This window comes from Thauera sp. SWB20, from assembly GCF_000831325.1.
GTDB classification, from domain to species: Bacteria; Pseudomonadota; Gammaproteobacteria; order Burkholderiales; family Rhodocyclaceae; genus Thauera; species Thauera aminoaromatica.
The window spans coordinates 102,753-125,270 of the sequence record NZ_JTDM01000018.1 but is presented as its reverse complement, the minus strand read 5'-3'; the positions used below and the strand labels follow the sequence as shown (position 1 = coordinate 125,270).

The following is a 22,518-nucleotide window of genomic DNA, read 5'->3' as shown; positions in this document are numbered from 1 at the left end:
GTCCTCGGTTCTCTTGCGCACTCGGGCGCGGGGTGTTCGGGCGCGGGTGCGGTGCGGGCGCAGCGCGCGCCGGCGGGCGTCCGCGCCGGGTTTCAGTCGGTCTTGTCGCGGCAAAGGCACAGGTCGCGCACGCCGCACTCGCCGCACTTGGGCTTGCGCGCGGTGCACACGTAGCGGCCATGCAGGATCAGCCAGTGGTGGGCGTCGAGCAGGTAGTCCTTCGGCACGCGCCGCAGCAGCGCCTTCTCGACCTCCAGCACATCCTTGCCCGGGGCCAGCCCGGTGCGGTTGGCGAGGCGGAAGATGTGGGTGTCGACCGCCATCGCCGGCTGGCGGAAGACGGTGTTGAGCACCACGTTGGCTGTCTTGCGGCCGACACCGGGCAGGGCTTCGAGCGCCTCGCGCACCGCCGGCACCTCGCCGCCGTGGCGTTCGAGCAGCAGGCGCGACAGCGCGAGCGTGTTCTTCGCCTTGTTGCGGAACAGGCCGATGCTCTTGATGCACTCGGCGATGCCTTCCTCGCCGAGCGAGACCATGGCCTCGGGCGTGGGGGCGAGCGCGAACAGCTTGCGCGTGGCCAGATTGACGCCGCGATCGGTGGCCTGGGCGGACAGCACCACCGCGACCAGCAACTGATAGGGCGACGCGTACTCGAGTTCGGTCTGCGGGTGCGGGTCGGCCTCGTGCAGGCGGCGGAAAAACTCGCGGATCGCCTCGCGCTTCATCGCTGCCATGCGCGTCCTCAGCCCGCGGCGGCCGGCTCGGCAGCGTCTTCCTTCGGCTCGGCTGTCTGTGTCGGCGCGGGTGGCGGATTGCGCCGCGCGCGCGCCGCCAGGCGCACGTTGATGGCGTTGAATGCGGCGATCAGCACGCCGAGCGCGAAGAATGCGCCGGGCGGCAGGATGGCGATCAGGAAACCGGGGTAGCCGTCGCCGAACACGTTCCACGCCGAGGCGCCGGGGAGGATCATCTCGATGCCCGAGAACAGCGTGCCGGCGCCGAGCAGCTCGCGCATGCCGCCGAGCACCGCGAGCACCCACACCAGGCCGATGCCCATCATGATGCCGTCCACCGTCGAGGTGAGCGGGTCGTTCTTGGCCGCATAGGCCTCGACGCGCGCGAGCACGATGCAGTTGGTGACGATCAGCGGGATGAAGATGCCGAGCACCAGGTAGAGGTCGTGGAAGAAGGCGTTGAAGGAGAGATCCACCACGGTGACCAGCGCGGCGATGATCAGGACGAAGACCGGGATGCGGATCTCGTAGGGGATGAAGTTGCGCAGCGCCGACACGGCGAGGTTGGACATCGCCATCACGAGGATGGTGGCCAGCCCGAGGCTGACCGCATTGACCATGCTGGTGCTGATCGCGAGGATCGGGCACAGGCCGAGCAGCTGCGCCAGGCCGGTGTTCTGCTTCCACAGGCCGTTCCAGGCGATCTCGCGGAATTGTTGCGGGCTCATGCTCATTCTCCCAGCACGCCGCCGGAGGGGGCGGCGAAGAGCGCGTCCATGCGTTCGACCACGAACGCCGTGCTGCGTCCGGCCGCGCGCACCACGGCGCGGGCGCTGATGGTGGCGCCGGTGCGGTAGCCGAAGGTGCCGCCGTCCTTGCGCACGGTCCATGCGGCGGTGTTCACGTCCTTCCAGGTGGCGATCGCGAACTGGCCGATCCAGGGCATGTCCTTGCGGCGGTCCTTCTTCGGGTCGATGTAGTCGCCCAGGCCCGGGGTTTCCTTGTGCTGGGTGACGCGCACGCCCGACAGCAGGCCGTTGGTATTGACCGCCACCAGCAGCGCGATGCGTCCGGAGTAGCCGTCGGTGGCTGCGCCCTCGGCGATCAGCGCCACCGGCTCGCCACCCTTGCGCGCGCGCCACACCCGCCCGCCTTCGTCCATGCCGATCTGCGGCGCCGGACCGAAGCGCACCACGTCGGCGAGCAGGTCGTTGTCGTAGCTGCCGGGCGGCAGCACCTCGTCGATCAGGCGGCGCTGGGCATCCTGTGCCGAGGCCTCGATCGCGGGCTGGGTGACACGGTGGGTGGCGGCCATCAAGGCGGTGAACACCAGCGTGAACACCACCATGATCGCCCCGGTGCGCAGGGCGGTGCGGGTCGCGGAATAGCGCGCGCTCATTTGCCGCCTCCCTTCGCGTCCTTGTGGTGACCGAAGACCGGCGGCTGGGTCTTCATGTCGAGCAGGGGTACGCACATGTTCATCAGCAGCACCCCGAAGGCGATGCCCTCCGGGTAGGCGCCGAAGTTGCGGATCAGCCAGGCGATCAACGCGATGCCGCCGGCGAAGAGCAGCTTGCCGCGCGGGGTGGTCGCACCCGAGACCGGGTCGGTGACGATGAAGAAGGCCGCCAGCATCGCGCCGCCGCTGGCGAGATGGAACAGCGGCGAGGCGAAGCGGCCCGGATCGAGCAGCCAGAACAGGGTCGAGATGCCGGCGAGCACGCCGATGAAGGCGAGCGGCATGTGCCAGGTGATGATGCGCTTGGCGAGCAGGAAGAGGCCGCCGGCGACATAGCCGACCGAGATCCACTCCCAGCCGCGCCCGCCGAGCGCGCCGAAGGCCGAGCCCTGCAGCACCGCATCGACGGTCTGGGTTCCCGAGCGCAGCCCGGTGCGCAGGGCGTCGAGCGCGGTGGCGCCGGTGATGCCGTCGATGTCGCGCGCTCCGCCGAGGATCAGCGCAAGCTGGGTGTCGAAGGACAGCTGGCCGGCCGGCGGCCACTGCGACATCAGCGCCGGGAAGGCGACGATCATCGAGCAGTAGGCGATCATCGCCGGGTTGAACGGGTTCTGGCCGAGGCCGCCATAGAGGTGCTTGACGGCCACGATCGCCACCAGGGCGCCGCACACCGTGAGCCACCACGGCACGATCGGCGGGAAGCACAAGGTGACCAGCCAGGCGGTGACGACGGCCGAGAGGTCGCCCACCGCGATCGCCACCGGGCGCTTGCGCAGATGCAGCATCAGCGCCTCTGCGCCCACCGCCGTGATCGTGGAGATCGCCAGGTTCACCAGCACGCCGGGGCCGATGAGCAGTGCGTGGGCGACGATTCCGGGGATCAGCGCGAGGAGCACGAGGCCCATCGTGCGCTGCACGCTGACCGCCTTGCGGACGTAGGGAGAGTGGATCATGCGGGGCTCAGGGGCGAGGCTCGTCGGGGAGGTCCGCCGCGTCGGCGGCTTGCGGCGCGGGTGCGGTCGAAGCCGGGACTGCGGCCGCCTCGAGCGCCTTGCGGCGGGTCTCGATGTCGGCGATCTCGGCTTGCGTCTGCGGGCTGAGGTTGTCGGTGTTCTGCGGCTGGATCTCGGCCTTCTGGGCCTTGGCACGGGCGAGCGCGGCGGCGATCAGGGCCTTCTTGGGATCTTCCGCGGCGGGGGCCTCGGCCGCCGCCGGCGCTTCGGCCGTGCCGGCCTCGGCCAGCTTGGCGCGCGTCTCGGCCGCCTTGGCGGCGAGCTTGGCGGCCTTCTCGGCCTTCTCGCGCTCCTGGCGGAAGTTGCGGAACTCGAAGCGCTCGCGTGCCTGGTCCGCGGCCGCCTTCTCGCGCTCGCGCGCCCAGATCTCGCCCTTGGAGAAGCGGTAGTAGTCGACCAGCGGGATGTGCGAGGGGCACACGTAGGCGCAGCAGCCGCACTCGATGCAGTCGAAGAGGTGGTATTCCTGTGCCTTGCCGAAATTCTTCGAGCGGCTGAACCAGTACAGCTCGAAGGGCTGCAACTCGACCGGGCAGGCCTTGGCGCACTCGGTGCAGCGGATGCAGGGTTGCTCGGGCGGAGCCGGCGGGAAAAGCTTGTCGTCGGCCGCGAGCACGCAGTTCGTCGCCTTCACCACCGGCACGTCGAAGGCGGGCATGCGCACGCCCATCATCGGTCCGCCCATGACGAGGAAGCGGGTGTCCGCGCGCGGGCCGCACAGGCGCACCAGCTCGTCCATCGGCGTGCCGATGAGGACCTCGTAGTTGCCCGGGCGCTCGACGTTGCCCGCGACCGTGACGATGCGCGACACCAGCGGGCGGCCGAGCTCGAGCGCCTCGTGGACGCTGTAGGCGGTGCCGACGTTGAAGCACTGCACCCCGTAGTCGGTGGAGCGCTCGCCGTGCGGCACCTCGATGCCGGTGAGCACGCGGATCAGCTGCTTGGCGCCCCCGGCGGGATAGCGGGTGGGGACGGCGACCACTTCCATGTGCTCGCCCGCCGCCGCGACCGCCTGCCGCATCGCCGCGATCGCCTCGGGCTTGTTGTCCTCGATGCCGATCAGGACTTCCTCGGCCTGCAGCATGTGGCGCAGGATCGCGGCCCCGGAGACGATGCCGTCGGCGCGCTCGCGCATCAGCATGTCGTCGCAGGTGATGAAGGGCTCGCACTCGGCGCCGTTGAGCACCAGCGTGCGGGTCTTGCCGCCGCTGCCGGGGCGCATCTTCTGGTGGGTGGGGAACACCGCGCCGCCGAGGCCGACCACGCCGGCATCGCGCACGAAGTCGCGCACCTCGTCGGGCGGGGTGATGCGGTAGTTGATGTGTTCGGGCTCGGCCCAGCGGTCCTCGCCGTCGCTCTCGATGATCACCGCGGGTTCGCGCAGGCCCGAGGCGTGCGGGACCAGCGCCGGCTCGACCGCACGCACCACGCCGGAGGTGGGTGCGTGGATCGCGGCGGACAGGCGTCCGCCCGCCGCGCCGATGCGTTCCCCCTTGAGCACGCGCTGGCCGGGCTCGACCAGGGCGATGGCGGGGCTGCCCAGGCTCTGGTGCAGGGGGACGACCAGCCGCGCGGGGATGGGGGCCTTAGCGATCGGCGAGGTCGTCGAGGCGCTCTTGTTGGTTGCGGGCTTCACGCCGCCATGGAAGCGAAAAAGCTCACGCAGCATCAGGCGACCCTCCGCATCTCGACCACCGGGTATTTCCATTTCCATGTGTGCACGGTCTCGGCCAGCGGCACCATCGCGATGCAATCGACCGGGCAGGGCGCCACGCACAGCTCGCAGCCGGTGCACAGCGGCTCGACCACGGTGTGCATCTGCTTGGCCGCGCCCACGATCGCATCCACCGGACAGGCCTGGATGCACAGCGTGCAGCCGATGCAGACCTGCTCGTCGATGACCGCGACCGACTTCGGCTTCTCGACACCGTGCTCTTCGGAGAGCGGCTTGAACTCGCGTCCGAGCAGGTCGGCGAGCTTGCGCACGCCCTCCTCGCCGCCGGGCGGACACTGGTTGATGTCGGCCTCGCCGTTGGCGATCGCCTCGGCGTAGGGCTTGCAGCCGGGGAAGCCGCACTGGCCGCACTGGGTCTGCGGCAGGATGGCGTCGATCTTCTCGACCAGCGGGTCGCCCTCGACCTTGAAGCGGATCGCGGCGTAGCCCAGGGTGAGGCCGAGCACGATGGCGATGCCGGCCATCACGAGAATCGCGGTGATCATGGTGGAGCGGGCCTCAGTGGAAGCGGTCGAGGCCGGCGAAGCCCATGAACGCGAGGCTCATGAAACCGGCGGTGATCATCGCGATCGCGGTGCCCTTGAAGGCGATCGGCACGTCGGCGCCGTCCAGGCGCTCGCGGATGCCGGCGAACAGCACGAGCGCGAGGGTGAAACCGAGCGAGGAGCCGAAGCCGAACAACAGGGATTCGAGCAGGTCGTGCTTCAAGCCGACGTTGAGCAGGGGCACGCCGAGCACGGCGCAGTTGGTGGTGATCAGCGGCAGGTAGATCCCCAGCACCTGGTGCAGCAGCGGGCTGGTCTTCTGGATGATCAGCTCGGTGAGTTGGACGATCGCCGCGATCACGACGATGAAGGCCAGCGTGCGCAGGTAGCCGAGATCGAAGGGCTGGAGCAGGTAGTGGTCGATCAGGTAACTGGTGCCGGCGCCGACGGTGAGCACGAAGGTCGTGGCCGCGCCCATGCCGATGGCGGTCTCGAGCTTTTTCGACACGCCCATGAACGGGCACAGCCCGAGGATGCGGACGAGTACGACGTTGTTCACCAGGACGGCGCCGATGACGACGAAGATGTAGCTGGTCATGATCCGCGCGCGGAAGGGAATTGCAGGATTATCCTCCGCGCCCGAGTCCCGCATCAACCCTGATGCGGGAGCATGTATCGGCCGGGCCTCCGGGCCTCAGCGCCAATCCGGTGGCGGCGGGGCGAGGCTGGCGGTGTGCAGCTGCCAGCGGCCGCTGCGACGGTCGTCGAAGAAGTGGCGCAGGCTGATCGCGATCGAACGGAAGGCGATCCGCTCCCAGGGGATCTCGTCCTCGCGCAGCAGCGCGACCTCGAGCGACTCCTCGCCGGGGCGGAAGTCGAGGTCGAGCAGGCGGGCGCGGTAGATGATGTGGACCTGGCTGATGTGCGGCACGTCGATCAGCGTGTACAGCTCGCCCACCTCGATGCGCGCGCAGGCCTCCTCCAGGGTCTCGCGGGCGGCGGCCTGGGCGGTGGTTTCCTCGTTCTCCATGAAGCCGGCCGGCAGCGTCCACATGCCGTGGCGCGGCTCGATCGCACGCCGGCACAGCAGCACGCGGTCTTCCCACTCGGCCAGCGCGCCCACCACCAACTTGGGGTTCTGGTAGTGGATGGTGCCGCACTGCTCGCAGACGTGGCGGGGAAGGGTGTCCCCGGGCGGGATGCGGAAGGCGACGGTGGCGCCGCAATTCGAGCAGTATTTCATGGTCGCGGACAATGGTTTTCGGCGATTCTAGCTTGCTTTGACCCGTCTGCCGGCAGCACGGCCTAAAGAATGACGCCAGTCGGCCGATGAAGCGGGCTCTGTGCCAGAATCGGCCGGCGACAGCGAGCGAGGGAGTGTAAAGGGATGCCGCAACCGATCGACATGAAGCGATATGCGCAGCTCAAGGCGGCGGGAGACCTGCCTTCGCCGCGCGGCGTGGCGCTCGCGATCATCCGGCTCACGCAGGCGCCCGACGTCTCGCTGGCCGAGCTCGGCCGCGTGATCAAGGGCGATCCCGCCTTCGTCGGGCGCCTGATCAAGGCGGCCAATGGCCTCATCGCGGAGAACCGGCGCGCGATCGTGTCGGTGCAGGAAGCGCTGATGGTGCTCGGCCTGCCCGCCGTGCGCACGCTGGCGCTGGGCTTCTCGCTGCTGTCGACCTACCGCAAGGGTACCTGCCAGGGCTTCGACTACCCGCGTTTCTGGTCCTCCGCGCTGCTGATGGCGATCTCGATGCAGGCGCTCACCCAGCGCGTGCGCGTGGTCGCACCCGACGAGGCGTTCAGCCTCGGCCTGCTCGCTCGCGTGGGCGAGCTCTCGCTCGCGACCCTCTATCCCGAGGCCTTCTCCCGCCTGCTCGCGGAACTCAAGCGCGATCCCGCCCTGCAGCAGGTGGTGCTCGAGGACCAGGCCTTCGCGATGAACCACCGCGAGCTCGGTGCCGCCATGCTTGCCGACTGGGGGGTGCCGGACGCGCTGGTGCAACCGGTGCGCTTCCACGAAGAGCCCGAGCTGGCCGGCTACGCGGAGGATTCGCGCGAGGCCGGGATCGTGCAGTGCCTCGTGCTGGCGCGCGCGGTGGCGCAGCTGTGCCTCGCGCCCGATTCCGAGCACGTGCGTCTGATGGCGCCGATGCTGCGCCTGGCGGGCCGCCTCGGCCTCGGGCGCGGCGAGTTCGTCTCGCTGTGCGAGCGCGTCGGGCGCGACTGGGCGGAGTGGGGCAAGCTGCTGCAGATCCGCACCGAGGACGCGCCCCGCTTCGCCGAGGTGGGCAGCGCGGCGGTGGATGCGGTTGGCGAGGCGCCCAAGGTGGCCGCCGAGGCCGCTGGTCCGCAGCCGATGCGTGCGTTGGTCGTGGCCGGCGCGCGCGAGGACCGCGAGCTGTTGCGCGGCGAGCTCGAAGCCGCGGGGATCGTCCCGTTCACTGCTGCGGGCGCGGACGCCGCGCTCGAGGCCGCGCTCGACGTCCAGCCGCAACTGCTGGTCGCGGACTGGTCGGAGGAGGGGGAACGGGTGGTGCGCGGCCTGCGCGACATGCGCCTCGGACGCGGCGTGTACGTGATCTGCATGCTCGGCAGCGACGACGAGGCGCGCCTGCTGGCCGCCTCCGGCGCCGGGGTTGACGACTTCCTCGTCCGTCCGCTGCGACGTGCGGCGCTGACCGTGCGCCTGCGTGCCTGCGTGCGCACCTTGGTGCTGCAGCAGGAACTCGAGCACGAGCGCGAGGAACTGCGCAATTTCGCCGCCGAGCTGTCGATCTCGAACCGCCGCCTGCAGGAGGCCGCGCTGACCGACCCGCTCACCGGTCTGCCCAACCGCCGTCGGGCGATCGAGGCGATGGAGGCCGAGTGGGCCACGGCGACGCGTCACGGTCGCGCCTTCTCGGTCATGATCGTCGACCTCGACGGCTTCAAGACCATCAACGACACCCATGGGCACGACGTCGGCGACATGGCCCTGCGCCAGGCCGCGGCGACCCTGCGTGGCGCGCTGCGCGCCCAGGACCTGATCTGCCGTACCGGTGGCGACGAGTTCCTGGTGCTGTGCCCCGATACCGACCTGAAGGCGGCGATGCTGGTCGCGGAGCGCCTGCGCGTGGCCGTGCAGGCCAGTCCGGTCGAGACCGGCGGCCCGCAGATCTTCCTCACTGCCAGCGTCGGCGTGGCCATGCGCGTGCCCGCCATGGGCAGCGTCGATGCACTGATCAAGTGTGCCGACGACAGCGTGTATCGTGCCAAGCAGCGTGGCCGCAACTGCATCGCCGCACTCCAGCTCCAGTCCGGCGCGGGCTGAATGCCGGCGGGAAGGCGCGGCCGCCCCGCCGGCAGGTGTTGTTCGGGGGCGACACCTTGTGCGTGAAATGCGGCACGGAGCCGGGGGGAGCGGCTTGCCGCTCCTGAGAAACTACTTTAACTTGCAGACGTTGATCCCCGTGCGGGATGGAAAACCATGGATCGCCCCGACTTCCAGGAAGAAATCCGCGAACTCAACCTCGCCTACCTGATGCTGGCACAGCAGATGCTGCGCGACGACCGCGCGACCGCGCTGTTCCGGCTCGGGATCGGCGAGGCCTTCGCGGACCTGATCGAGTCGATGTCGGCGGCCAAGCTGGTCAGGATGGCGTCCAGTCCGACGCTGCTGCCCTGCTTCCGCTTCGACGATGCCCAGTTGGCCCGGCTCATGGCGGGCGAAGGGCGGGATGCCGCCAGCGCGGGCCTGCACGCGGCGATCCTCGCCGCCGGCAAGGCGGCGGCCGATGCGCGCTGAGGAGTGCCGAATGAAGAACAAGAGTGTGATCGAAGAGGCCGACGACGTGCGTCGTGCGGTCGAGATGGTGCAACTCGGTGCGCGCATGCAGATGCTCGAGGTCGAGACCAGGCTGAGCCGCGAGAAGCTGCTCAGGATCTACAAGGAAGTCCGCGGTGCCTCGCCCCCCAAGGGCATGCTGCCGTTCTCCACCGACTGGTTCATGACCTGGCAACCGAACGTGCATTCCTCGCTGTTCATGAACCTGTACCGCTACTTCACCGGCCCGGCCGGCGTGCACGGCCTGGACGCGATCCTCAAGTCCTATCACCTCTATCTCGACCACATCGAGACCGGCGTGATCGAGCCCGCGCTGAGCCTCACGCGCGCGTGGACCCTGGTGCGCTTCTTCGACGCCGACCTGCTGCAGATGGCCGCGTGTACCCGCTGCGGCGGCGAGTTCGTCGCCCACGCCCACGATCCGGTGCACGACTACGTGTGCGGCCTGTGCAACATGCCCTCGCGCGCCGGCTCCGCGCGCCGCAAGACCACCACCCGCAAGGCGGTCGCGCCCACGCACAAGACGACGGCCGCCAGCCGCAAGGCGGTCGTCGCCTGACCCCGGCGGGCCCTCCGGCCCGCATGCAGGTTCCTACATGGGCCGCGCTGGAAACAGGCGGCCCATGTCACGTCCGCGCACGGCGTGGCGTCGCGCCCCGGCGCGTTCAAGTTCCTCCCGCCGCCGCCGTTATCCCCTGCGAGAGCCGTGCCGGTCCGTGCGCGGCGCAGCGAAACGCTTCGGAGTTTCCCCGTGTTCCTGATCATCGGCTACGTCATCATCCTCGCCGCCTCGCTGGGCACCTACGCGGTGCATGGCAGCCTGGCCGCGCTGTGGGTGCCCATGGAGTACCTCGCGATCATCGGCCTGATGATCGGTGGCTTCGTCGCCGGCAACGGCCCGAAGGCGATCAAGGGCACGCTCGGCTCGCTGTCGCTGGCGGTGAAGGGCTCGAAGTACAACAAGGCGCTCTATGTCGACCTGCTCGCGCTGCTGTTCGAGATCCTCGCCAAGGTGCGCAAGGAAGGCCTGATGTCGATCGAGAACGACATCGAGAACCCCGACTCCAGCCCGATCTTCTCCAAGTACCCGAGCGTCGCCGCCGACCATCACGCGGTCGAGTTCATGACCGACTACCTGCGCATGATGGTGGGCGGCAACCTCAACGCCTTCGAGATCGAGAACCTGATGGACATGGAGATCGAGACCCACCACCAGGAGGCGCACCAGGCGCCGCACGTGGTCTCCAAGGTCGCCGATGCGGTGCCCGCCTTCGGCATCGTGGTGGCGGTGATGGGCGTGGTGAACGTGATGGGCTCGGTGGGTCAGCCGCCCGCGGTGCTGGGCAAGATGATCGGCGGCGCGCTGGTCGGCACCTTCCTCGGCATCCTGGTCTCGTATGGTTTCGTCGCGCCGATCGCCAGCCAGCTCGAGCAGAAGGTCGAGGAGAGCGGCAAGATCTACCAGGTCATCAAGGTGGTGCTGCTGGCGAGCATGAACGGCTATGCGCCGCAGGTCGCGGTGGAGTTCGGCCGCAAGGTGCTGTACTCGACCGACCGCCCGGGCTTCGCCGAGCTCGAGCAGGAAATCAAGAACCGCAAGGGCTGAACGCGATGAGCCCCCGCGTCCCTGACTCCCGTCGTCCCCAGGCGCCGCGCCCTGCGCCGGCGTGCGGAGTTGCGCGATGAGCGACGATACCCAGCAACCGATCGTCGTCAAGCGCATCAAGAAGGGCGGTGGCGGCCACCACGGCGGTGCATGGAAGATCGCCTACGCGGACTTCGTCACCGCGATGATGGCCTTCTTCCTGCTGATGTGGCTGCTCGGCTCGACCGCGCAGGGCGACCTCGAGGGCATCGCCGACTACTTCCAGAACCCGCTCAAGCTCGCCATGCAGGGCGGCGAAGGCACCGGCGACAGCTCGAGCATCATCAAGGGCGGTGGCGAGGACCTCTCGCGCAAGGTCGGCCAGGTGCGCAGGGGCGACACCCCCAGCACGCGCGCGATCAATCTCGACGCCGCGCCCGCGCGCGTCAAGAGCGAGGCCGAGGCCACCGCGCAGGCCGTCGCCGAGCGCCGTGAACGCGCGCGCCTGATCGACCTCAAGGGCAAGCTCGAGGCGGTCATCGAGGCCAACCCCTCGCTGCGCCAGTTCAAGAACCAGCTCCTCATCGACATCGTCAGCGAGGGCTTGCGGATACAGCTGGTCGACGCGCAGAACCGGCCGATGTTCACCTCGGCGAGCGCCGAGTTGCGCCCCTATACGCGCGAGCTGCTGCGCGAGATCGCCGCTGCGCTCAACGATGTCGACAACCGTGTCAGCATGTCCGGCCACACGGACTCGGCCCAATACGCAGGCGGCGAGCGCGGCTTCTCGAACTGGGAGCTGTCCTCCAACCGCGCCAACGCCGCGCGCCGCGAGCTCGTGGCGGGCGGGCTGGAGGCGGGCAAGATGCTGCGCGTGGTTGGCCTTGCCGACACCGCGCACCTGAATCCGGGCGATCCGCTCGACCCCGCGAACCGACGCATCAGCATCGTGGTGCTCAACCGTGCGGCCGAGGAGGCGATGCGCAGCCAGCAGGCGCCCGGCGCCACGCCGCCGCCGGGCGGTGCTCAAGTCGGGCGCAATCCGGCCGATATGAGGGGAAGCCCGGGGATTGTCCCGGCGCCCAATTGAATCCAAGGCTGCAGCCATGTCCGAACTGCTGAAGAACATCGACGCCCGCACCCGGCTCGCCGGCACCAACAAGCTCGAGATCCTGCTGTTCACGCTCGGCGTGGACGCGCGCAGCGGCTGCCGCGAGACTTACGGCATCAACGTCTTCAAGGTGCGCGAGGTGATGCGCCGGCCGACCATCACCGCCGCGCCCGACATGCCCGACGCGGTGCAGGGCATGGTGAGCCTGCGCGGCGCGCTCGTCCCGGTGGTCGATCTCGGCCGCTACGTCGGGGTCGGTGACGATGCTGCGCGCGAGATCATGATCGTCACCGAGTACAACGGCCACACCCAGGGCTTCCTGGTCGAGGGTGTCGACACCATCCTGCGCCTGGACTGGTCGCAGATGCGGGTGCCGCCCGAGATGCTCACCGCGCGCCTGGGCGGGCTGGTGACCGCGGTGACTTCGCTCGCCGACGGCCGCCTGGTGATGATGCTCGACGTCGAGCGCGTGCTCTCCGAGACCTCGCGCTACGACGACGCCTTCCTGTTCCGCGACATCGCGCCGCTGCCGGGTGCCGATGCCCACGTGGTGTATTTCGCCGACGACTCCTCGGTGGCGCGCAAGCAGATCTCCCAGACCCTGGATGCCATGGGCCTGCGCCACGTCGGCGCGGTCAACGGCCGCCAGGCCTGGGAGGAACTCTCCCGGGTCGCGGCGCGCGCCGAGGCCAATGGTCGCAAGGTCGCCGATTTCGTCAGCCTGGTGCTGACCGACGTCGAGATGCCCGAGATGGATGGCTTCATGCTCACCCGCCAGATCAAGGCCGATCGCCGCTTCGCCGGCATCCCGGTGATCATGCACTCGTCGCTGTCGGGCAGCTCGAACCACCAGCTCGGCCTCTCTGTCGGGGTGGATGAATACGTGTCCAAGTTCGAACCGCAGCGCCTGTCCCAGGTGCTGACCCGGCTGCTCGGCATGGCCGAGGCCGCGAGCGGACGCTGAGGAAGAGCCATGGAACACAACCGTCACGAAGAATCCGCCCTGTTCGACGCGGTCGATGGCCGCGCCACGCTGGCCGGCTCGAACCGCATGGAGATCCTGCTGTTCTCGCTCGGTACCGGCGAGCATTTCGGCATCAACGTCTTCAAGGTGCGCGAGGTCTCGCGCACGCCCTTCATCACCCGCACACCCAACATGCCGCGCGGTGTCGAGGGCCTGATCTCGCTGCGCGGAAACGTTATCCCGGTGCTCTCGCTCGGCGTCATCCTCGGGCTGACCTCTGCGGGGGCGCCGCTCGGCGAGGCGATGATGGTCACCGAATACAGCAAGCGCACGCTCGGTTTCCTGGTCGATTCGGTCGACCGCATCGTGCGCGTGGACTGGGAGCGCGTGCGTGCGCCCGAGAACGTGTCGACCGGCACGCAGGGCTTCATCACCGCGATCACCGAGCTCGACGACGGCCGCCTGGTGTCGATCCTCGATGTCGAGTCCATCCTCGCCGACACCTTCGGCGAGGCGGTGGTCGGCGACATCGCGCCGATCGGCAACGGCCACGAGGTGAATGTGTTCTTCGTCGACGACTCCATGGTCGCGCGCCGCAAGATCACCGAGGTGCTCGACCGCCTCGGTGTGCGCCACAAGCACGCGACCAACGGCATGGAGGCGTGGAAGCGGCTCGACAGCCTGGCCGCCCACGCCGAGAACACCGGGCACCGGCTGATCGACGAGATCGACCTCATCATGCTCGACGCCGAGATGCCCGAGATGGACGGCTACGTGCTCACCCGCCGCATCAAGAGCGACACGCGCTTCGCCGGCATCCCGGTGGTCATGCACTCCTCGCTGTCGTCCGAGGCCAACCGCGCCATGGGCACGCGGGTCGGGGTGGACGCCTACGTGGCAAAATTCGACGCCGAAGTGTTGGCCGACACCATCCGCCCGATGCTGCAACGGGCGCGTCGGACTTCCTGACCGAACAGGCAAAGAACCCGGAGACATCTGATGTCCGATCCCAAGACCCGCTTCCTCGTCGTCGACGATTTCTCGACCATGCGCCGCATCGTGCGCAACCTGTTGAAGGAGCTCGGCTTCGCCAACGTCGACGAGGCCGAGGACGGCGCGGTGGCGCTGCAGAAGCTCAAGTCCAGCCCCTACGACTTCGTCGTCACCGACTGGAACATGCCCAACATGGACGGCCTGACCCTGCTGCAGAGCATCCGCCGCACGCCCGAGCTCAAGCACCTGCCGGTGCTGATGATCACCGCCGAGGCCAAGAAGGAAAACATCATCGCCGCCGCGCAGGCCGGTGCCAGCGGCTACGTGGTCAAGCCCTTCACCGCGGCGACGCTGGCCGAGAAGCTGGAGAAGATTTTCGAGAAGATGGGCCGCGGCCGGGCATGAACCTCGTCCGCAGCGCAGACGGAGCATGGATATGAGCAAGAAGTCCAAGGTGGACTCGATGGGCGATTCAGACGAATTGCAGGCGCTCTTCGACAGCATTGCCGCCGACCCCTTCGCCGCGGCGGGTGCGGGTGCGGAGCCGGCGGCATCGATCCTGCCGGTCGACGAGTCCGGGGATAACGACGAGTTGCAGGCGCTCTTCGACGCCGTCGCCGAGCAGGCTGGCGCCGCGGCGCCGGTTGCGGGCGGCACGGTCGAGAATGCCGGCGCGGCGGCTGGCGAGGGCGTGGTGTACAACCGTCTCGGCCAGCTCGCCCGCCAGGTCCATGACGCGCTGCGCGAGCTCGGCCTCGACACCACGCTGCACCGGGCGGCCGAGGCCGTGCCCGACGCGCGCCAGCGCCTCACCTACGTCGCCCGCACCACCGAGCAGGCGGCCAGCCGGGTGCTCAACGCCACCGACGTGGCAGGGCCGATCCAGACGGAACTCGCGAACGGGGCCGATGCGCTGTGCGCGCGCTGGGACGAACTCTACGCCGGCCGCCTGAGTCCCGAGGCCTTCCGCGAACTCTCCGCCGACACGCGCGCCTTCCTCGGCACGGTGGGCGACGGCGCGCGCAGCACCGGCGCGCAGCTGCACGAGATCATGATGGCGCAGGACTTCCAAGACCTCACCGGACAGGTGATCAAGCGCCTGGTCGAGCTCACCCGCACGCTCGAGACCCAGCTGCTGCAGGTGCTGATCGAGGCCGCGCCGGCGCAGGTGCTCGAGCCCGAGCAGGCGGCCGGGCTGCTCAACGGACCGGTGATCGACCCGGCCGGGCGCAGCGACGTGGTGCAGGACCAGGCCCAGGTCGACGAGCTGCTCGAGCGTCTCGGATTCTGACCAAGCCGCGGGGCCGGACCCCGCGCGAACCGGTGATCGTCCCGCGTGGGGTCGCACCGCAACCAGGAGCAAGCCGTGAGTGATTTTGCCGGGATGGAGGATCTGCTGCAGGACTTCCTCGTCGAAGCCGGCGACCTGCTGTCCGACGTCGACAACAAGCTCGTCGAACTCGAGCACAGCCCGGATGACCCCGGCCTGCTCAACGACATCTTCCGTGGCTTCCACACCATCAAGGGCGGCGCGGGCTTCCTCGGGGCGGCCGAGCTGGTGACCCTGTGCCACCTCACCGAGAGCCTATTCGATCGCCTGCGCAAGCACGAGCTCGAGGTCACCCCCGAGCGCATGGACGTGATCCTGTCGGCGACCGGCGCGGTGCGCGACATGTTTGTCGATCTCGGCCGCGGCAACCGTCCGGGGCCGGCTGCGCCCGACCTGCTCGAGGCGCTGCGCGCCGCGTGCGCCGGGCGACCGGCGGCAGCCGCCGCGGGGGCACCCGTCGCGCCCGCCGCCGAGGTGCGGCCCGCCGGGGTGGTCCTGCCGCGGCCGGGCGGGCCCGACTGGGATGCCTTGTATGCTGCGGTCACCGGCGCGACCGCGCCGGCCGGAGCGCCCGTCGCGGCGCCCGCGATCCCGCGGCCCGCGCCGCTTCCCGCGCTCGTGCCCGCCGCCGCCGCGGCGGCTGCCGACCCGGTGGTCGCCGCCGCCTTCGGCCGCCGCGCCAGCGACGTGCCCGGTGCCGGCGCGCCGGTCGGTCGGCGCGAGGGCGAGCGTCAGCGCGACAACTCGATCCGGGTGGACACCGCCCGCCTCGATCAGGTGCTCAACCTCTCGGGCGAGATCGGCCTCACCAAGAACCGGCTCAACGCGCTGCGCAGCGACATCCTTGCCGGCCGCACCGACACCGAGACCCTGCAGGCGCTCGACCTGGCGGTGAGCCAGCTCGACCTGCTCGTCTCCGATCTGCAGAACGCGGTGATGAAGACGCGCATGCAGCCGATTGGCCGGCTCTTCCACAAGTACCCGCGCATCGCCCGCGATCTCGCGCGCAACCTCGGCAAGGAGGTCGAGCTGGCGTTGGTCGGTGAGGACACCGAGATCGACAAGACCATGGTCGAGGATCTCTCCGACCCGATCATCCACCTCATCCGCAACGCGGTGGATCACGGCATCGAGGATCCCGCCCGGCGCGCCGCCGCCGGCAAGCCGGCCAAGTCGGTGCTGCGCCTGGAGGCGCGCCAGGAGGGCGACCACATCGTGATCACCGTGGCCGACGACGGCCGCGGCATGGATCCCGAGAGGCTGCGCGCGAAGGCGCTCGCGCAAGGCGTGATCACCGCCGAGGAGGCGAGCACGCTCGATGAGCGCCAGAGCTACGACCTCATCTTCCTGCCCGGGTTTTCCACCGCCGAGAAGGTGTCGGACGTGTCCGGCCGCGGCGTCGGCATGGACGTGGTGCGCACCAACATCCAGAAACTCAACGGCAGCATCGAGATCCAGTCCCAGCTCGGCAAGGGCACCACGCTGCTGATCCACCTGCCGCTGACCCTGGCGATCCTGCCGGTGCTGCTGGTGCGCCTCGGCGATCAGCCCTTCGCCGTGCCGCTGTCGATGGTGCGCGAGATCCTGCCGATCGAGCCGGGCGGCATCCAGGACGTCGGTGGCAAGGCCACCATGGTGGTGCGCGGCGAGGTGCTGCCGATCGTGCCGCTGTCCGCGCTGCTCGGCTGGCCGCGCGAGGCGGTGCCGCAGTATGGCGTGGTGATGCAGTCGGGCGCCGCGGTGTTCATTCTCGCGATCGACAGCTTCGCCGGGCGCGAGGACGCGGTGATCAAGTCGCTCGAGGTCTTCCGACCGAAGGGCGTGGCCGGGGTGACCACGCTCGCCAACGGCCAGATCGTGCTGATCCTCGACATGAAGGAGCTGCTCGAGTCGGCCGGCGATCGGCGCAGCGTGTCGCGCTCGACGCTGTTCGAGGCGGCGTAGCCGCCGCCCCGGTCGTGCTCGGCTGGCGAGCGAGGTGGCAACTCAGGCGGTGAGTTCGAGCAGCCCTGCGAAGGCCTGCTCGAACTGCGCCACGCCTTCCTGCTGCAGGCGCTCGCCCACGGCCACGAGGTCGATGCCGGCGGCCGCGAGCGCGGTGAAGTGGGCGGCGGCCTGCTCGACATCCTGTTCCAGCGTCGAGGCCACGCGGCCGTGGTCGCGCAGGGCGTCGAGCGTGGCGTCGGGCAGGGTGTTGATGGTCTCGGCACCGATCAGCGGCTCGACGTAGAGCAGGTCGCTGTAGGCCGGGTTCTTGGTGCCGGTGCTTGCCCACAACATGTACTGCGGACGTGCGCCCGCCGCGGCCAGGTCCTCGAAGCCGGCGCCGTGGAAGCGCTCCTGGTAGGCCTCGTAGGCCAGCCGTGCCATCGCCACCGCGGTGCGGCCGCGCAGCGCCGGCAGGTCGCCGCCGCGCTCTTCCAGCAGCTTGTCCACCAGGGTGTCGACCCGCGACAGGAACAGGCTCGCCACCGACATCACGCCCGCGACGTCTCCGCCCGCCGCGCGCAGACGCGCGAGCCCGCGCAGGTAGGCCTCGGCCACCCCCTCGCAGTGCGCGAGCGAGAACATCAGCGTGACGTTGACGCTGACGCCCTCGCCGATCAGGCGCTCGATGGCGACCAGGCCCGCCGGCGTGGCGGGCACCTTGATCAGCAGGTTGGGGCGGTCGACCGCGGCCTTCAGGCGCAGGCCGGCGGCCACGGTACCGTCGGCGTCGTGGGCGAGCGCGGGCGAGACTTCCAGGCTGACGTAGCCGGCGCTGCCGCCGCTGTCCCGATGCAGGGGTGCGAGCAGGTCGCAGGCGCGCTGCACGTCGGGGATCACCAGGGCCTCGTAGCGCGCCTCGGCGCTCAGCGGCTGCTGCTTGAGCGCGGCGAGATCGTCCTCGTAATAACGCCCGCCGGAAATCGCCTTGTGGAAGATCGCCGGGTTGGTGGTCACGCCGGCGACGCCGTCGTCGGCGACGAAGCGGGCGAGGTGGCCTTCCTCGAGCAGGGTGCGGGAGAGGTTGTCAAGCCAGATCTGCTGGCCGTGCTGGCGTACCTGGAGCAGCGGGTTCATCGTTCTACCTGGAGTGTCGTGGGAACGGGGCCGCTCGGGCGCGGGCCCGCGGGCGGCGGAAAGCCTGGATTCTGCCTCGAAAGTGCTGCGCTGTGCCGTCTGCCAGCCGAGCGCCGCGAGCACTGCGGCAAAATCCTCCGCCACCGGCGCCACGATCTCCAGCGGGCGCTCCGTCACCGGATGCGCCAGCGCCAGCCGCGTGCACGCGAGCAGCAGGCGGTGGCTGCCGAAGAGCGCCTGGAACAGGCGGTTATGGCGGCCCTTGCCGTAGGTGGCGTCGCCGATGATCGGGTGGGCGATGTGCTTGAGGTGGCGGCGCAGCTGATGGCGGCGGCCGGTCTCGGGGAGGAGCTCGACGAGCGCGTAGCGGCTGCTGGGGTAGCGGTCCACCGCGTGCGGCAGCTCGACCGTGGCGAGGCGGCGGAAGCGGGTGCGCGCGGGCTGGGCGACCGGCTCGGCAGCCTCTGGCGAATCACTGTCGTCGACATCCTCGGGCAGCGCGTCGCGGGCCCCGGCGCCCTTGCCGCTGCGCACTTCGACCGCATCGAGTCGGCGTACCAGCGCGTGCTCGATCACGCCGTGCTCGGGCGGATGCCCGCGCACGACCGCCAGGTAGCGCTTGTCGACCGCCTGCGCCTCGAAACGCTGCGCGAGCGTGCGCGCCACCTCGCGATCGAGCGCGAACAGCAGCACGCCCGAGGTGCCGCGATCCAGCCGGTGGGCGGGATACACGCGGCGGCCGAGCTGGTCGCGCAGCAGCTGCACCGCGAAGCGTTCCTCGTGCGCGGCAATCGGGCTGCGGTGCACGAGCAGGCCGGAGGGCTTGTGGATCGCAACCAGCCAGTCGTCGCGGTAGAGGATCTCGAGCATCTCGTGTCTCGTCGGTGGTGCCTCGCCGACGCGCAGGGGGCTGCGCGCGCGCGCCGACGCTCGTACCGGCCATAAAGCACGAAAGCGACCACGCGGGTCGCTTTCGCATCCAGCTCGGCCGGCCGCGGGCCGGCTATTTCTGCACAATATATTCGTAACAGGCAACCCAGCATTCATGCGGCTTCTGCGACGCCACTTTTCCGGGTTATCCTCGAAATTATCGTAATACAGGACCCCCGTTAGGCCATCAATAGAACGCGAGTGGCAATATATTCGTAACACCGCGTGCCGTGATTCCGAACTCCGATGGCACACGCAACGACAGCGAGGGTATGCTTCATCGGTTGGACTTGCGCTCTTGGCTTCACCTCGGATGTCGCGATGATGTGGGGCTCCTACTCGGCCGGTGCGGTCATCCGGCCCGCAGCACCCTTACCCATATGGGATGACCGTTTCCGCGGTTCCCCGACTTCCGTTAGCGACCCTCAACAGGGATACCGCCTTCGACGCGCTGATGCAGGACGAGACAACCCTTCGACCCTATTCGCACAGGGAGACCGATATTCTCGACCGTGATGTACTCTTCAGACTCCTTCGACCCCTGTTCGTACAGGGAGACCAAAAGTTGTCCTTTTTTAGCGTAGGTATACCAACTTCGACCCCTGTTCGCACAGGGAGACCCGCTACCGTCGGTCGGCTGTCAGCCTCTCCAGCCTTCGACCCCTGTTCGCACAGGGGGACCCTCACACTCACCGGCCGCATCGTCTCGGTTGCCCTTCGACCCCTGTTCGCACAGGGGGACCACTGCCCGTCTGGGTTACCCCTGGTACGTCACCCTTCGACCCCTGTTCGCACAGGGAGACCCCAGCACGGCTTTGGAGACGGCCAAGCCCCAACCTTCGACCCCTGTTCGCACAGGGAGACCGGGCGGGCTTCTCCTCAGTCGAGGCGAGGCTACCTTCGACCCCTGTTCGCACAGGGAGACCATGGGGCGCGGCAAGGCGGACCGATAGTTGACTCTTCGACCCCTGTTCGCACAGGGAGACCTCGGGTTTGCGGTAATTGAAGCCGTCGGCTAACCTTCGACCCCTGTTCGCACAGGGAGACCTTGGACAAACTCGGCTGCCGGCGGCCCCTTTGCCTTCGACCCCTGTTCGCACAGGGAGACCCTGTCTCCCCGGGAGACAAAGCCCAGTCGTCACCCTTCGACCCCTGTTCGCACAGGGAGACCTTACCCGCGGCCAGCTCATACTGAGCACCCCAGCTTCGACCCCTGTTCGCACAGGGAGACCTTGCTCGAGTCGATGATCTACGGCGCGTCGCAGCTTCGACCCCTGTTCGCACAGGGAGACCGCAGCGCTCTCAAACCACAGCAGCCAGGCTTCCCTTCGACGAGCTGTTCGCACAGGGGGACCTCTATTTCCTAAAGTGCGGGCTCCTGACGCGCACCAGGCCATCGTCGACGCGGTAGAGGAAAGTCGGCCTCTGATCTGGCACTGCGGCCCTTTTAGCATGCTGCCAGACCTGTTGATGCAGAAGATACAGATCTGCGGGGGTGTCTGGGAGTGCGATCAGGATTTCTCGAACGGATCGGGTTGTACTCAGCATGGCAATCTCGTGGGAGAAACCGACACGTCAGAACGGCGCCCAGCAATAGCCCGTCGGTTTCCAGTACGGGGGCTGGATGCTTCCCACGATCGCGGGGCAAGCCTCAAAAGGTTGGGGCGCTGCTTGCGCCGGTTTCTATCACCCTGCTCGCACAGGGAGACCTGGATGGGCGAACCACCCGGACCGAGGACTACCCTTCGACCCCTGTTCGCACAGGGAGACCAGAGCGTGCTGGAACTGATCAAGTTCGCTGAGGCTTCGACCCCTGTTCGCACAGGGAGACCATCCAGCCAGGCCGACGTGGTTGGGGTCGTCTCAGAAAACGGAAAATAAAGCACGCTAAGCGTGCGTGGAGGCTGGCACCCAGCGGTACAGCGTCGGAATGGACACGCCGAGGTTCTTGGCCACGTCCTTGGGCGGCACCCCGCTGGCCAGCAGCTTCTTGGCCGACTCGATCTTGCTGTCGGTCATCTTCGGCTTGCGGCCGCCTTTGCGGCCGAGCTGCTTGGCGACTTCCAGCCCGGCGCGGGTGCGCTCGACGGTCAGCTCGCGCTCCATTTCGGCAAGGCTCGCCATGACGTGGAAGAAGAACCGCCCGGATGGTGTGCCGGTGTCGATGGAGTCGGTGAGGCTCCTGAACTGGACACCGTGCTTGTGCAGATCGCCGACCAGATCGACCAGTTGCTTGACCGACCGGCCCAGCCGGTCGAGCTTCCAGACGACCAAAGTATCGCCTTCGCGCAGCATTTCGAGCGTCTTGGCCAAGCCAGGCCGGTCTGCCCGCGTGCCACTCACCTTGTCCTCGAAGACCTTTTTACATCCGGCCTTGCTCAAGGCTTCGCGTTGCAGCTCCAGGTTCTGATCCTGCGTCGAGACGCGCGCATAGCCAATCAACATGGCTTGTCTCGCGCCCGGTCGATGCGTTCCTGCATCGCCTGCATCACTTCTTCGTGGGTGTACGATCTGGCGTTGGCGTCGGTGGCTTGCCGCAGGGCTTCCTCAACCTCGCGCGTCATCCGCTCGTAATCCTCCGGCCACAGCGCTTGCTCCATGCGCAGCGACGCCTGACCCAGCAGGTGCAGCAGGCTGAACAGCCGCATGTCGTTGGTGGCGACGATGCGCTCCCGAATCTGCTCCTGAATAGCTTCGCTAGCCCGATGCGCTTGTGGTGTGGCAGTCCCCTCGTAGTCAGCGGGGAATTCCGCTTCCTCGGCAATCCTTGCCCAGGCGCTGGCCAGCGCCTCGATGGTTGACGTGCTCATTTCCGCCGCTCCTGTGCTCTTTGGCGAATCAACCGGCCAAGGGGCCTCGACGCGAAAACCAGCAGCATCACGCCTATCGGATACCAGGTCGAGAAGACCACCAAGGCATCGAAGGCTGGCCGTCCGGTGTTGGTAGGCAGTACGGCGGTCACAGCCATCAACCCGCCGACCGTCCAGATGATGCGCCACACGTAGGGCATCACGCGGGGCACGTAGCCGTCATCGAAAGCGGTCTGGTAGTAGCGGCGCAGGCCGCGCTCGGCAAGCGCCTGGCGCTGCCGCTCCGACAGCGCATCCGTCCGGCCATACCAGCGCCGGAATGGTGGACAGCGCAGCAGCAAAGGGGTGAAGAGGATCATCACCGCCACGATCGCGACACCCCACGCCATGACGGCGCCGGCATCGGGCCGCTTGGCGTTCTCGATCACGGGCGCGAAGACGCCCGGAGCACCGATCATCCAGAACAGCGCAATGTGC

The 22,518-nt window shown here is 68.6% G+C and carries 22 protein-coding genes, 1 pseudogene and 1 CRISPR repeat array; of the genes and pseudogenes, 10 read left to right on the top strand and 13 right to left on the bottom strand.

Annotated elements, in window-relative coordinates; translation table 11 throughout:
• Positions 1–92: 92 nt before the first annotated feature.
• From nth to PO78_RS10925, 8 genes are all read right to left on the bottom strand, one after another.
• Positions 93–725 carry an endonuclease III gene (nth, locus tag PO78_RS10960; RefSeq protein WP_043743943.1) on the bottom strand — a complete coding sequence of 211 codons (633 nt, stop codon included), beginning with the start codon at positions 723–725 and terminating at the stop codon, positions 93–95.
• Between the two features lie 17 nt (positions 726–742).
• Positions 743–1,462, bottom strand: coding sequence for an electron transport complex subunit E (locus tag PO78_RS10955; protein ID WP_012585872.1), 720 nt, complete (start codon positions 1,460–1,462; stop codon positions 743–745).
• A 2-nt stretch (positions 1,463–1,464) separates the two neighbouring features.
• Positions 1,465–2,133, bottom strand: a complete 669-nt coding sequence (locus tag PO78_RS10950; protein ID WP_004309301.1) for an RnfABCDGE type electron transport complex subunit G — start codon at positions 2,131–2,133, stop codon at positions 1,465–1,467.
• Positions 2,130–3,146: an RnfABCDGE type electron transport complex subunit D gene (locus PO78_RS10945; protein ID WP_004309303.1), complete on the bottom strand. Its 1,017-nt coding sequence runs from the start codon at positions 3,144–3,146 to the stop codon at positions 2,130–2,132. The genes PO78_RS10950 and PO78_RS10945 overlap by 4 nt, the downstream gene beginning before the upstream one ends.
• Positions 3,147–3,153: 7 nt before the next feature.
• Positions 3,154–4,875 carry an electron transport complex subunit RsxC gene (gene rsxC / locus PO78_RS10940; RefSeq protein ID WP_004309304.1) on the bottom strand — a complete coding sequence of 574 codons (1,722 nt, stop codon included), beginning with the start codon at positions 4,873–4,875 and terminating at the stop codon, positions 3,154–3,156.
• Positions 4,875–5,426: an electron transport complex subunit RsxB gene (gene rsxB, locus PO78_RS10935; protein WP_004309306.1), complete on the bottom strand. Its 552-nt coding sequence runs from the start codon at positions 5,424–5,426 to the stop codon at positions 4,875–4,877. The genes rsxC and rsxB overlap by 1 nt, the downstream gene beginning before the upstream one ends.
• A 13-nt stretch (positions 5,427–5,439) precedes the next feature.
• Complete coding sequence (gene rsxA / locus PO78_RS10930; RefSeq protein WP_004309308.1) at positions 5,440–6,024, bottom strand: electron transport complex subunit RsxA; 585 nt, start codon at positions 6,022–6,024, stop codon at positions 5,440–5,442.
• 96 nt (positions 6,025–6,120) lie between these two features.
• The gene (locus PO78_RS10925) at positions 6,121–6,669 is read right to left on the bottom strand and encodes an NUDIX hydrolase (RefSeq protein ID WP_004309310.1); all 549 of its coding nucleotides are present in this window, start codon (positions 6,667–6,669) and stop codon (positions 6,121–6,123) included.
• Between the two features lie 144 nt (positions 6,670–6,813).
• Between PO78_RS10925 and PO78_RS10920 the strand changes: the two genes are divergently transcribed.
• The 10 genes from PO78_RS10920 (at position 6,814) to PO78_RS10875 (ending at position 17,182) form a co-directional block, all read left to right on the top strand.
• Complete coding sequence (locus tag PO78_RS10920; RefSeq protein WP_004309311.1) at positions 6,814–8,742, top strand: diguanylate cyclase; 1,929 nt, start codon at positions 6,814–6,816, stop codon at positions 8,740–8,742.
• Between the two features lie 156 nt (positions 8,743–8,898).
• Entirely contained in the window at positions 8,899–9,216 is a 318-nt protein-coding gene (gene flhD / locus PO78_RS10915) for a flagellar transcriptional regulator FlhD (protein WP_004309312.1), read from the top strand.
• Between the two features lie 10 nt (positions 9,217–9,226).
• Positions 9,227–9,814 carry a flagellar transcriptional regulator FlhC gene (flhC, locus tag PO78_RS10910; RefSeq protein WP_004309313.1) on the top strand — a complete coding sequence of 196 codons (588 nt, stop codon included), beginning with the start codon at positions 9,227–9,229 and terminating at the stop codon, positions 9,812–9,814.
• A 192-nt stretch (positions 9,815–10,006) separates the two neighbouring features.
• Positions 10,007–10,861 carry a flagellar motor stator protein MotA gene (gene motA / locus PO78_RS10905; RefSeq protein ID WP_004309314.1) on the top strand — a complete coding sequence of 285 codons (855 nt, stop codon included), beginning with the start codon at positions 10,007–10,009 and terminating at the stop codon, positions 10,859–10,861.
• 76 nt (positions 10,862–10,937) lie between these two features.
• Positions 10,938–11,930, top strand: a complete 993-nt coding sequence (gene motB, locus PO78_RS10900) for a flagellar motor protein MotB (RefSeq protein WP_043743745.1) — start codon at positions 10,938–10,940, stop codon at positions 11,928–11,930.
• A 16-nt stretch (positions 11,931–11,946) separates the two neighbouring features.
• Complete coding sequence (locus tag PO78_RS10895) at positions 11,947–12,915, top strand: chemotaxis protein (protein ID WP_004309316.1); 969 nt, start codon at positions 11,947–11,949, stop codon at positions 12,913–12,915.
• A 9-nt stretch (positions 12,916–12,924) separates the two neighbouring features.
• Entirely contained in the window at positions 12,925–13,884 is a 960-nt protein-coding gene (locus tag PO78_RS10890) for a chemotaxis protein (protein WP_004309317.1), read from the top strand.
• 30 nt (positions 13,885–13,914) lie between these two features.
• Positions 13,915–14,313 carry a chemotaxis response regulator CheY gene (gene cheY / locus PO78_RS10885; RefSeq protein WP_004309318.1) on the top strand — a complete coding sequence of 133 codons (399 nt, stop codon included), beginning with the start codon at positions 13,915–13,917 and terminating at the stop codon, positions 14,311–14,313.
• Positions 14,314–14,344: 31 nt separating this feature from the next.
• Positions 14,345–15,199 carry a protein phosphatase CheZ gene (cheZ, locus tag PO78_RS10880; protein WP_004309319.1) on the top strand — a complete coding sequence of 285 codons (855 nt, stop codon included), beginning with the start codon at positions 14,345–14,347 and terminating at the stop codon, positions 15,197–15,199.
• 75 nt (positions 15,200–15,274) lie between these two features.
• Entirely contained in the window at positions 15,275–17,182 is a 1,908-nt protein-coding gene (locus tag PO78_RS10875) for a chemotaxis protein CheA (RefSeq protein WP_012585868.1), read from the top strand.
• A 42-nt stretch (positions 17,183–17,224) separates the two neighbouring features.
• Here PO78_RS10875 and tal read toward each other — a convergent pair whose 3' ends face one another.
• The 5 genes and pseudogenes from tal to PO78_RS10855 all read right to left on the bottom strand — a co-directional run bounded on the left by tal (position 17,225) and on the right by PO78_RS10855 (position 22,469).
• A complete protein-coding gene (tal, locus tag PO78_RS23395; RefSeq protein WP_043743941.1) occupies positions 17,225–18,301 on the bottom strand; it encodes a transaldolase in 1,077 nt (358 codons plus the stop codon).
• A 312-nt stretch (positions 18,302–18,613) separates the two neighbouring features.
• A pseudogene (locus tag PO78_RS23390) lies at positions 18,614–19,171 on the bottom strand (pseudouridine synthase); the annotation flags it as partial.
• A gap of 591 nt (positions 19,172–19,762) precedes the next feature.
• Positions 19,763–20,524: a CRISPR direct-repeat array (repeat unit 29 nt; unit sequence CCTTCGACCCCTGTTCGCACAGGGAGACC).
• 594 nt (positions 20,525–21,118) lie between these two features.
• Positions 21,119–21,676: a recombinase family protein gene (locus PO78_RS10865; protein WP_003100847.1), complete on the bottom strand. Its 558-nt coding sequence runs from the start codon at positions 21,674–21,676 to the stop codon at positions 21,119–21,121.
• Positions 21,670–22,041 (bottom strand): hypothetical protein, encoded by a 372-nt coding sequence (locus PO78_RS10860; protein WP_003100853.1) that lies wholly within the window; start codon positions 22,039–22,041, stop codon positions 21,670–21,672. Before PO78_RS10860 ends, PO78_RS10865 begins: the two co-directional genes overlap by 7 nt.
• Entirely contained in the window at positions 22,038–22,469 is a 432-nt protein-coding gene (locus PO78_RS10855; RefSeq protein WP_011875607.1) for a hypothetical protein, read from the bottom strand. The genes PO78_RS10860 and PO78_RS10855 overlap by 4 nt, the downstream gene beginning before the upstream one ends.
• Between the last annotated feature and the right edge of the window lie 49 nt (positions 22,470–22,518).

What these genes read in the sequence shown, in the direction of transcription:
- PO78_RS10865 (WP_003100847.1), bottom strand. Translation starts at nt 21,676, where the DNA reads ATGTTGATTGGCTATGCGCGCGTCTCGACGCAGGATCAGAACCTGGAG.
- rsxA (WP_004309308.1), bottom strand. Translation starts at nt 6,024, where the DNA reads ATGACCAGCTACATCTTCGTCGTCATCGGCGCCGTCCTGGTGAACAAC.
- PO78_RS10945 (WP_004309303.1), bottom strand. Translation starts at nt 3,146, where the DNA reads ATGATCCACTCTCCCTACGTCCGCAAGGCGGTCAGCGTGCAGCGCACG.
- flhC (WP_004309313.1), top strand. Translation starts at nt 9,227, where the DNA reads ATGAAGAACAAGAGTGTGATCGAAGAGGCCGACGACGTGCGTCGTGCG.
- PO78_RS10925 (WP_004309310.1), bottom strand. Translation starts at nt 6,669, where the DNA reads ATGAAATACTGCTCGAATTGCGGCGCCACCGTCGCCTTCCGCATCCCG.
- PO78_RS10955 (WP_012585872.1), bottom strand. Translation starts at nt 1,462, where the DNA reads ATGAGCCCGCAACAATTCCGCGAGATCGCCTGGAACGGCCTGTGGAAG.
- cheZ (WP_004309319.1), top strand. Translation starts at nt 14,345, where the DNA reads ATGAGCAAGAAGTCCAAGGTGGACTCGATGGGCGATTCAGACGAATTG.
- motB (WP_043743745.1), top strand. Translation starts at nt 10,938, where the DNA reads ATGAGCGACGATACCCAGCAACCGATCGTCGTCAAGCGCATCAAGAAG.
- rsxB (WP_004309306.1), bottom strand. Translation starts at nt 5,426, where the DNA reads ATGATCACCGCGATTCTCGTGATGGCCGGCATCGCCATCGTGCTCGGC.
- PO78_RS10860 (WP_003100853.1), bottom strand. Translation starts at nt 22,041, where the DNA reads ATGAGCACGTCAACCATCGAGGCGCTGGCCAGCGCCTGGGCAAGGATT.
- tal (WP_043743941.1), bottom strand. Translation starts at nt 18,301, where the DNA reads ATGAACCCGCTGCTCCAGGTACGCCAGCACGGCCAGCAGATCTGGCTT.
- flhD (WP_004309312.1), top strand. Translation starts at nt 8,899, where the DNA reads ATGGATCGCCCCGACTTCCAGGAAGAAATCCGCGAACTCAACCTCGCC.
- PO78_RS10890 (WP_004309317.1), top strand. Translation starts at nt 12,925, where the DNA reads ATGGAACACAACCGTCACGAAGAATCCGCCCTGTTCGACGCGGTCGAT.
- PO78_RS10950 (WP_004309301.1), bottom strand. Translation starts at nt 2,133, where the DNA reads ATGAGCGCGCGCTATTCCGCGACCCGCACCGCCCTGCGCACCGGGGCG.
- rsxC (WP_004309304.1), bottom strand. Translation starts at nt 4,875, where the DNA reads ATGCTGCGTGAGCTTTTTCGCTTCCATGGCGGCGTGAAGCCCGCAACC.
- nth (WP_043743943.1), bottom strand. Translation starts at nt 725, where the DNA reads ATGAAGCGCGAGGCGATCCGCGAGTTTTTCCGCCGCCTGCACGAGGCC.
- PO78_RS10920 (WP_004309311.1), top strand. Translation starts at nt 6,814, where the DNA reads ATGCCGCAACCGATCGACATGAAGCGATATGCGCAGCTCAAGGCGGCG.
- cheY (WP_004309318.1), top strand. Translation starts at nt 13,915, where the DNA reads ATGTCCGATCCCAAGACCCGCTTCCTCGTCGTCGACGATTTCTCGACC.
- PO78_RS10895 (WP_004309316.1), top strand. Translation starts at nt 11,947, where the DNA reads ATGTCCGAACTGCTGAAGAACATCGACGCCCGCACCCGGCTCGCCGGC.